Genomic DNA, 10,433 nt, shown 5'->3' on the forward strand with positions numbered 1-10,433 from the left:
ATGACCTTGTTTTATGCATTAATTGCGCTTGGTTCACTTGCGCTCATCTTTGGGTTGATATTAGGGTTTGCCGCTGTGCGCTTTCGTGTACAAAGTAACCCTATTGTAGAACAAATTGACACTATTTTACCGCAAACCCAGTGTGGTCAGTGTGGCTACCCGGGTTGCCGTCCTTATGCTGAAGCTATCGCCAACGGTGACGAGATTAATAAATGCCCTCCCGGTGGTGAGTCAACAGTAAAAAAACTAGCTGATTTAATGGGTGTTGAAGCCAAACCATTAGCTGGCGGCGAACAAGCTGAGCCGGTTAAAACTGTTGCCTATATTCGTGAGGATGAATGTATTGGTTGCACAAAGTGTATTCAAGCCTGCCCTGTAGATGCCATTGTTGGTGCTACACGCCAAATGCATACAGTGCTTATTGATGAATGTACTGGTTGCGACCTGTGTGTTGAACCCTGCCCTGTAGACTGTATTGATATGCTACCCATTGAGCAAACTAAGCAAAATTGGAAATGGCAGTTAAATACAATTGAAATCACGCAGGTAGATTAGGAAGCCACATGGAACAATTACTAAATCAAATAAAAAAAGGTAAAGTGTGGCCATTTCCAGGTGGGATCCACCCACCTGGGCAAAAAACACTGTCTAGCACACAGCCTATTACTCGCCTACCCCTGCCCGATAAACTTGTTGTGCCTCTTAAGCAACATATTGGTGCCAATGGACAACTTATAGTTGAAAAAGGCCAACGCGTATTAAAAGGACAAGCGCTTACACAACCTATCGCTAATTGGTCAGTACCTGTTCATGCACCTACATCAGGCGTGATAGAAGATATTTGCCACGCCCCATCTGCGCACCCTTCTGCACTGCCAGAACTCAGTGTAATTATAATACCAGATGGCGAAGATACCTGGTGTGAGCTGCATGTAGCTTCCGATCCGAGTAAATTATCGCATGAACAACTTATAGATATCATTCATCAAAGTGGTATTGCTGGTATGGGGGGAGCTGGTTTTCCTACTTACATCAAAGCCGATAGTAGAAAGGCCATTGAATATTTAGTTGTCAATGCTGTTGAATGTGAACCTTATATAACCGCTGACGATCTACTTATGCAAGAACACGCACAAGGGATCATTAACGGAATTGAAGTGATGCAGCAATTACTCACTCCAACCCTTACTATTGTTGGCATCGAAGATAATAAACCCGATGCAATTGCAGCGATGAAAAAAGCCGCACAGCACGCTGATAACATCATTGTTCAGACTGTGCCGACTATTTATCCGTCAGGCGGCGAAAAACAGCTGATTAAGTTGCTCACAAACAAAGAAGTACCTAGCGGTGGGATCCCTGCTGATATTGGCGTGCTCGTACAAAATGTGGGTACTTTATTCGCGATTAATCAAGCCGTTTATGAAGGTAAGCCACTTATAGAACGCGTGATCACCGTAACAGGTAATACGATTCATAAGCCCGGCAATGTCTGGGCACTCTTGGGCACAGAGATAAAACACTTACTCGACTGCCAAGGTTTCTCACCTGTACCACAGCAACGTGTTGTAATGGGTGGCCCAATGATGGGGTTTACATTACCCACCGTGCGTATTGGTGTAGTCAAAACGACCAACTGTATTTTAGCCCCTGATCATAATGAACTTGCAGAGCCCGGCCCTGAAAAAGCCTGTATTCGCTGCAGCGCATGTGCAGATGCTTGCCCTGCCTCTTTATTGCCTCAACAATTGCAGTGGTTTGCTAAATCTCAAGAGTACGACAAGTTAAAAGAGCATAACTTATTTGACTGTATTGAATGTGGCGCATGCGCCTATGTTTGCCCAAGTGAGATCCCTCTTGTTCAATACTATCGCGTTGCAAAAGCTGAAATTAAAGAAAAACAAGAAGAGCAAATTAAAGCTGAACGCGCAAAAGTACGTTTTGAATTGCGTAATGCCCGATTAGAACGCGAACAAGAAGCCCGAAAAAACCGTCATAAGCGTAAACCTGCCACCGAAAAATCAGCCGATGAAAAACAAAAGATAGCCGATGCGTTAGCTCGCGTAAGTAATAAGCCCGCAAAAGACGATGAAAAATCGGCTGTTGCCGCAGCAATTGCTCGCGCTAAAGCAAAAAAACAAGGCGATCAGCTAGAGCCTGATAATAGCGAAGTAGCAAAAGAGCGTGCCGCACGTAAAGAGCAAGCGCGTCTTTATAAAGAACAAAAAGCCGCTGCTGATACTAATGAGGCTACACATTCAGATGCCCCTGTTGATGACAAAAAGTCTGCTGTGGCTGCCGCCATTGCGCGCGCTAAAGCTAAAAAAGCCGCACAAGCTGATGCATCAACAACTACCGGGGATGCCCTTGTTGATGACAAAAAAGCGGCTGTAGCTGCCGCCATTGCGCGCGCTAAAGCTAAAAAAGCCGCGCAAGCTGATGCATCAACAACGACCGAGGATGCTCCAGTTGATGATAAAAAAGCAGCTGTAGCTGCTGCCATTGCGCGTGCTAAAGCAAAAAAAGCCGCACAAGCAGAGCAACTCGCTGCATCAAAGAATAATAATACTGAAGAAACGACAGTAGAAAACACACCAGCGGATGACAAAAAAGCGGCAGTGGCCGCCGCCATTGCGCGTGCTAAAGCTAAAAAAGCAGCGCAAGCTGAGCAACTCGCTGCATCAGAAAAGGTAAATACTGAAGAAGCGACAATAGAAAATACACCAGTGGATGATAAAAAAGCGGCAATAGCTGCTGCCATTGCGCGTGCTAAAGCTAAAAAAGCCGCGCAAGCTGAGCAACTCGCTGCATCAGAAAAGGTAAATACTGAAGAAGAAACAGTAGAAAATACACCAGTGGATGATAAAAAAGCGGCAATAGCTGCTGCCATTGCACGTGCTAAAGCTAAAAAAGCCGCGAAGGAGCAAGCTGATGAGGCAAATCCTCAAACTGAGACAAGTGAAACATCCGCAACATTCGAGCAAAATATAGAAGCTCAAGCACCCGTAAAAGAAAAACCTGAATTAACAGCTCAAGAGAAGAAAAAAGCCGCTGTAGCTGCCGCCATTGCGCGTGCTAAAGCAAAAAAACTACTAAAAGAAGGAAGTGATAAGTCATGAAGCTAACTATGGCCAGCTCGCCCCATAGCCACAGCCATAAATCACTCAGCAGATTAATGCTCACAGTGATTTTAGCCTGCATTCCTGGACTTATTGCCCAACTGTATTTTTTTGGTACTGGTGTCTTAATTCAACTTATTTTAGCGTTAGTGACCGTCAGTGTGTGTGAAGCTATCATTATGCGTATTCGCAAGCGCGCTATTTGGCCTGCACTTAGTGATGGTAGTGCATGGTTAACTGGCGTGTTGTTAGCCCTAAGCATTCCGCCATTAGCCCCATGGTGGGTAATTGTAATAGGTTGCTTTTTCGCTATCGTTATTGTCAAACAGCTTTATGGTGGCCTTGGTTTTAATTTATTTAACCCCGCTATGGCTGCGTATGTGCTATTGCTTATCTCTTTCCCTGTGCAAATGACAAGCTGGCTCCCCGTTAACGAATTACTTGGTAAATCAATCGACTTAAGCCAACAGCTAGCACTGATTTTTAATGGTTTTACGAGCAGTGGTTTCAGCCTAGATCAGATGCGTGTTGGCGTTGATGGCGTAACAATGGCCACACCGCTTGATACGATAAAAACCGACGTAGCTCACGGATTAACCGTGTCAGAGAGTATGCAAAACCCACTATTCAACCAATGGACAGGCCTTGGTTGGGGATGGGTTAACCTTGGTTTCTTAGTCGGTGGTTTATACCTAATTAAAGCAAAAATAATTAATTGGCATATTCCAGTTGGTATAATTGCCATGCTTAGCGTATGCAGTGCGATAGGTTATATCGCATCCCCTGGCACCGAGCCTGGAGTGGTATTTCATTTATTTAGTGGTGCGACAATGATGGGGGCTTTTTTTATTGCAACTGATCCCGTATCGGCCGCCACAACAAATCGCGGGCGTTTAATTTACGGCGCATTTATTGGTTTATTGGTGTATTTAATTCGTACTTTTGGTGGTTTTCCTGATGCCATGGCGTTTGCCGTATTACTGCTTAATATGGCGGTACCATTAATTGATTACTACACCCAACCACGCACTTACGGACACGGGGTAAATAAATGATTTTATCATCGATGGGAAAAAATGGCGCCATTTTAGCCTTGTTTGCACTGTTAACTACAGGTGCAGTAGCCACTATTTTTAGCTTAACCAAGGACAGCATTGCAGAGCAAGAGCGCAAACAGCTCTCATCACAACTGCAAGAAGTGCTTGATGCCCACTTATATGATAATGCCCTCTACGAAGATTGTGCACTAATCGAGAATGATTTACTCAGCGCACGTGACTCGCAAACCGTGTATCGCGCGCGTAAAAATGGCCAAAACATTGCACTCGTTATGCGCCACGTTACGCCTAAGGGTTATAGCGGAAATATAGATTTATTAACCGCGGTATTTGCCAATGGTGAAATCGCAGGCGTGCGTGTAACAAAGCATGAAGAAACGCCCGGTTTAGGGGATAAAATAGAACTTAGAAAATCACCGTGGATCACCGTTTTCAAAGACCAAACAGTGTTAAGCACCGACGATAACCGTTGGGCCGTAAAAAAAGACGGTGGTAACTTCGACCAGTTTACAGGCGCTACCATCACCCCTCGCGCCGTTGTAGGTTCAGTGAAAGACGCAGTGCTATTCGCTCAACAACACTTTGATGACGTTTTTGCGGCAGAAAACGCATGCTTGGCAGGTCAACTATGAGTCAAACAAATAACCCGTTAAAAGAACTAATCAACGAAGGCATGTGGAAAAACAACCCCGCTCTCGTTCAACTTCTCGGTTTATGCCCATTACTGGCAGTCACCTCCACAATTACCAATGCGCTAGGGCTTGGCTTAGCCACATTACTGGTACTTGTGGGCTCAAACGTTACTATTTCAGCCGTGAGAAATTGGGTACCAAAAGATATTCGTATCCCTGTTTTTGTGATGATCATTGCTGCATTTGTAACGATTATTCAATTATTAATGAACGCATACACATTTGGTTTGTATCAGTCATTGGGGATCTTCATCCCATTGATTGTCACTAACTGCGCCATCATTGGCCGCGCTGAAGCGTATGCCTCTAAAAATCCTGTGCATTTATCAGCGTTTGACGGCCTAATGATGGGCTTAGGGTTTATGGTTGTGCTAGTTGTTTTAGGCGCCATGCGTGAATTAATCGGCCAAGGCACTCTATTTGATGGTGCTGATTTATTACTTGGCCCATGGGCATCCGTTTTACGTATTGAAATTTTTAGTTTTGATAACCAATTTTTGTTAGCTATTTTACCACCCGGCGCATTTTTAGGCTTAGGTTTACTGATCGCCGCTAAAAATGTGATTGACGCACAAATAAAATCAAAGCAAGTTGCTCCACCAGAGCCTGAAAAAGGGCCGCGAGCAAGGGTCACCAGTTTAACTTAAGGGGAAGCGCATTATTTTATAATGCGTTTAAGTTGCATGAATAAAGAAAAACGTCACCAAATACTCACGCGCCTGCGCGACGATAACCCACATCCAGAAACCGAGCTTGAATATTCAAGCCCGTTTGAGCTACTTGTTGCAGTAACGCTATCAGCGCAAGCAACCGATGTGGGCGTAAATAAAGCCACACGTAAGCTGTTTCCGGTTGCCAATACACCACAAGCTATTTTAGATTTAGGTCACGATACACTGCGTGATTACATTAAAACTATCGGTTTATTTAATTCAAAAGCCGCCAACGTTTATAAAATGTGTGAAATTCTCGTCAATCAACATAATAGTATTGTGCCTGAAAATCGCGAAGCCCTAGAAGCCCTACCCGGCGTTGGCCGTAAAACTGCAAATGTAGTGCTCAACACCGCCTTCGGCTGGCCCGTAATAGCGGTAGACACACATATTTTTCGTGTATCTAACCGTACCAAACTCGCCATGGGTAAAGACGTTGTAGCGGTTGAGCAAAAGCTCGAAAAAGTGATCCCCAAAGAATTCAAAGTCGATGTACACCACTGGCTCATTTTACATGGTCGTTATACTTGCGTGGCGCGTAAGCCTAAGTGCGGCAGCTGTATTATTGAAGACTTGTGTGAGTTTAAAGATAAGACTGAAATTTAAGTCACACTAATTAATATCTAATTTAAGCTTACTCTACTGCTTAATTAAAACTTATCAGGGAGAATTATAAAACTCCCCCATCAAAAAAATAATATTGAAAGATTTAACTTGGAAGCGCTTTCAACTCAGTGTTGCCCTGATTGAATGGATTCAAGCTTGTACCATAAGTTCGTTTTATCCACTTAGCTTGCTTTTCAACTAATGACGAAATATCAGGGTTTCCAGGTAGTGGATAATCATCTGGTTTATAACGTCCTAAGTTGGGTTGTTTTAATAATAAAAATCTGTGTTGCCAATATCGATAATGATGCCTTTTAGTTAACCCCAACCCTTGCTCATAAATAGTTTCGAAATCTAAACTATCAGCTTTTTGTAAAAATCGAGCATAAAAATAAAGAGCTTGCACATAATAAAACTTAATATGGCTTAAGTCTGGTAATGCTGATTGGTAATACCGAATTATATTCTCATTCAGCTCATTATGTTCTAGCTCAGACAACAGCTCATGCTCGCATGAAAAAGCATACATCAACTTTTTTAAACCTCGGGTATAAGGGTTAACGCTAACCAACTTATCTATAGTTTCATAGCTCACATAAGTTTCACGAGATTTAAGATAAGTTAACTGCACCCTTGCTCTATGCTCATTTTCATGTAAATCATCAATGAAATGATTTAGTTGATTTAGATCGATTGCACCATATAAATAACATTGTGCCTCATAATAATGTAAGTTTGGTTTAACAAGGCTCATTAAGGGTTCAACATTCATTGCAACTTGAACATCCGACGCCCCCAAAACGATGTACTTATATGAATTCATCTTTATGCTATGAACAATCCTATCAAGCACATAACCTTCCATCTCATATAGATCTGTTGCGATATTAAAAACAATTATTTCAAGTACTCGACCTCTCTCATATTTTCCTGAAATAGCCGATAACGACTCAATTGTAATTAAAGATTTTAATTGCTCATAACCAGCATCAAAGTCACCGTTATAAAAACTCACTCTAAGCTTAATGAGTTTCCATGCGGTTATTACCTGGGCTTCATTACTTTTTGTTGTAAGCCCTTCAATATTAATTGCTTCGAAGGCAGCTAATAATTCAGAGCCTAGATTTAAATCAATTGAAAAATCACAAATGTTATCAACCATCTCAAAGTAATCTTCTACTTCATCTTCACTTTTTATTACATTGCCCTCAATGCCGTAACTAAGCGCGGCTATTAAATTATTAAAAAGAGATGAAAATATTAGATTAGATTTTTTATTAGTTTTATCAAGTTCCCGAATAAACTCCATAACTTGTTGATTATAACTAAACGCTTGTTTAAATAATTCAAGCTTATCTTTTTCTAACGTATGTTGTTCAAACTGAAAGCGAGCAAAACGTTGAATAACCGACTGTAATGAATAAAACCCACCGTAAGCTTCAACTAATGATTTATTTGTAAGTACGGCAATATCTTTATCACTAATCGGCTTTTTCAATTTATTTGCCTCTTCGTTTCTATCCCTCCTCTTACTTTCTGTTATTAAACGTTTAAACGTATCTAGGTCTATTCCGTCAGGAAATAACGAGAAGGATTCCAATGTGCGCTTCTGATGCTCTTGCAATGAATCATAAGAATAAAGAATAGAAACATAAAGAGACTCTTGACGATTAATATTCATATCAACTTCATCGTCAAACATTAAAGTTAAGTCTTCTTCTTTAACCTTATCAAAAAAGTCGTCTTCTAACTCTTGCTTTAACTCTTTTAAGTTTTTACCCGCTGGCATACCGTCACAAATTAACTTAATGGCTAACGGGTTATTATTAAGAAGTGGCTCTAAAATCTTTCTACGCGCAAACTCTTGATCTTTATCACTGCGATAACCGTTTTTAGTTAGGCGATTAAATAATGCTAACGCTTCTTCAGACTCCATTTGCCGAAATGGCAACACATCTTCCCACTCTGTATTAATGCTTTCTCTTGAGGTCACCAACACATTTGCATACATTAGTGTTTGCGATAACAATAACCTAACTTGTTCTACTTCTTGCTTGTTTAGGCTTTTATCCGCTTGTTTTAAATACAATAAACTTTCTAAGTTATCAAAAATCAGTAAACGCTGTCGCTGATCATGATGTTTTGCTAAGTGACCAAATAAATCTTCAGCGGCACGTAAGTTAAAGGCACTGCCGATGTGTATTTCAAGCTGATTGCTACTTGAGATATGTTCACAATCAATAAAATTCACACCTGCATCAAAATGCCCGCGATTCGCTAATTCCAATGCCACTTTTTTTGCTATTGTTGTTTTACCTAAGCCACCACTGCCTTTAATTGTTAATAACCTTTGTTTGTTGGCTGCTTTAGCAAGCTTTTGGCTGATATCCGCTAAATCAGATAAACGCCCTGTAAAGCCTTGCAATTCACTTGTATTAATACCTTTAGGTAGTAATGGTTGATACTTATGCCAATGCTGACGGTTTTCTGGTTTCAGAGATGCTAATAACTCACCGCTAATATGCACAGATTGAACATCACTTTTATCAATGAAGTGTTTAACATCCGGCCTTTTAAATAGTTGATGCGCTAATTTATCAAGAGCTTTAAGATCTTTGCCTTGTTGATTTAACAGAGGAAAAACCAGTAATGGAAACTTAACTTGCCCTAGTTCTTGCTCATTCAATAGTTTATCTGTGATCAACACTGTTATTTTAGCATTAATTGGTAAGCTACTTTCTAGTTCATCAATTGCTAAGTAATCACTACAAGCGTTGTCGTCTTCAATCAACAACCCACTACTCGTTGTTTTGGCTAATAAAAATAAAATGGAATAATCATCAGCCTCCATTAAGTTACTTTCAGTAAAAGCTTGTTGCGAAATAGGATATTTAAACTTTTTAAGTTTTGCGATGATATCCGAATCATCTATTGGTTTATCTAAAGGTGAGGCTGTAAATAGACCAATTTTATCGTGCTTATTTGGTTCTTCCTTAAGTGGTTGAATTGATTCTTTTGGTTGCTGTTCTTGTTGATTTTTGCATTCAACCAATTGATGTACAGCATCAATTAACGGTTGACCAAAGTCACTAAAAGTAATTGTATTAACTGGGATGCCAGTCAATTTAGCATCAATTGCCTGCTTATCACTTTCTCTTACTAGCGCATAATGAGGACCAGTATTATTATCAAACAATTTATTTTGTTTTACTATTGCAGCCAATAGCTCTGCGTCATCAAGTGAACAACCAATAAAAAGAATAATCTTGTTGCTTAACAGCTCTTTGAACTTGGTAAGCGCAGCCTGATAATGTTCTTCTGCATCTTCTTGGTATAACCGATTATATGATTGTGGAGTAAGCACCATATGCTTAGGATTTTCGATTTTACCATGCAAATGCCAAAGCATTTCTTGGGAGCCATTACGTGAAAATTCTGCAAGTCGATTTGTATTTTCGTTATCAAAAGCACAAACATTAACTGATTCTGTATGTGCCCATTCTAATACCTTGTCATAATTTAAGGTTACAAGCCTGTTACTTAATTGCCAAATTGCTTGTGGTAACGCCTTACAGCTATCGTCCAATTGAGTGAAATCTATTACAAATTGGGATTGCATAAAATCATACCAGCGCCTGCCTGACAATTGCTCTTGAGCTTCTTGTGCAGCTTGTTGGAGCTTTTCTTTCTTCACAAGCAATTTTACTAGATGACTATCATCTAATAACTCTTCATCTTCCAATCTTTCTGCTGCAAAATTAAGTAGTTCAGGCCAAGATGGAAAAGCCCTACTCCCATCTTTGTTTTCGACAGACATAGAAACACCTGCACCAATTAAAGGAATAACGTCATTGCTAGCTAAGTATTTTTTTAAAGATTGGGGAATTAAAAGTTCTGCCATGAAAAATCCATATTATTTTATTGCTTTAGGCACTATGCCACTGAAAAGCAGGGAAATTCAAGTGCTATTATACTTTCAACCTGACAACTACCTTGCTTATCTCTCGGCTGGCCCGTAATCGCGGTAGACACACATATTTTTCGCGTATCTAACCGAACTAAACTCGCCATGGGTAAAGATGTAGTAGCCGTTGAGCAAAAGCTTGAAAAGGTAGTCCGTAAGCGTCTAGCAAAGTGCACCTGCCAGTAATTCGTCAAACCGATTAAGCTATTTCTGAATTTCAATTAGGAGATAGCCATGAGAAAAACACGTAGCCTTGAGCAGTGGCGTAACATTATCGAAGA

7 protein-coding genes and 1 pseudogene are annotated in these 10,433 nt (G+C 40.6%); 7 read left to right on the forward strand and 1 reads right to left on the reverse strand.

Going from position 1 to position 10,433, the window contains the following annotated elements:
- From rsxB to nth, 6 genes are read left to right on the forward strand one after another with little or no spacing between them, the layout of a single operon-like run.
- Complete coding sequence (rsxB, locus tag A7967_RS20765) at window positions 1-555, forward strand: electron transport complex subunit RsxB (RefSeq protein WP_054205711.1); 555 nt, start codon at window positions 1-3, stop codon at window positions 553-555.
- Between the two features lie 8 nt (window positions 556-563).
- Entirely contained in the window at window positions 564-3,119 is a 2,556-nt protein-coding gene (gene rsxC, locus A7967_RS20770) for an electron transport complex subunit RsxC (RefSeq protein WP_064436058.1), read from the forward strand.
- The gene (gene rsxD, locus A7967_RS20775) at window positions 3,116-4,174 is read left to right on the forward strand and encodes an electron transport complex subunit RsxD (RefSeq protein ID WP_054455009.1); all 1,059 of its coding nucleotides are present in this window, start codon (window positions 3,116-3,118) and stop codon (window positions 4,172-4,174) included. Before rsxC ends, rsxD begins: the two co-directional genes overlap by 4 nt.
- Window positions 4,171-4,809, forward strand: a complete 639-nt coding sequence (gene rsxG, locus A7967_RS20780) for an electron transport complex subunit RsxG (RefSeq protein ID WP_064436059.1) — start codon at window positions 4,171-4,173, stop codon at window positions 4,807-4,809. Before rsxD ends, rsxG begins: the two co-directional genes overlap by 4 nt.
- Complete coding sequence (locus tag A7967_RS20785; RefSeq protein ID WP_054455005.1) at window positions 4,806-5,516, forward strand: electron transport complex subunit E; 711 nt, start codon at window positions 4,806-4,808, stop codon at window positions 5,514-5,516. Before rsxG ends, A7967_RS20785 begins: the two co-directional genes overlap by 4 nt.
- Before the next feature lie 36 nt (window positions 5,517-5,552).
- Window positions 5,553-6,188, forward strand: a complete 636-nt coding sequence (gene nth / locus A7967_RS20790) for an endonuclease III (RefSeq protein ID WP_064436060.1) — start codon at window positions 5,553-5,555, stop codon at window positions 6,186-6,188.
- 103 nt (window positions 6,189-6,291) lie between these two features.
- On the opposite strand, the gene A7967_RS22610 is transcribed toward nth, so the two are convergent.
- Window positions 6,292-10,089, reverse strand: coding sequence for an SIR2 family protein (locus A7967_RS22610; protein WP_082916357.1), 3,798 nt, complete (start codon window positions 10,087-10,089; stop codon window positions 6,292-6,294).
- Window positions 10,090-10,188: 99 nt separating this feature from the next.
- Here A7967_RS22610 and A7967_RS23750 point away from each other — a divergent pair.
- A pseudogene (locus tag A7967_RS23750) lies at window positions 10,189-10,305 on the forward strand (endonuclease III); the annotation flags it as partial.
- Window positions 10,306-10,433 lie beyond the last annotated feature (128 nt).

Origin of the sequence: Pseudoalteromonas neustonica (assembly GCF_001653135.1) — a bacterium.
In the GTDB taxonomy this organism is placed as follows: domain Bacteria; phylum Pseudomonadota; class Gammaproteobacteria; order Enterobacterales; family Alteromonadaceae; genus Pseudoalteromonas; species Pseudoalteromonas neustonica.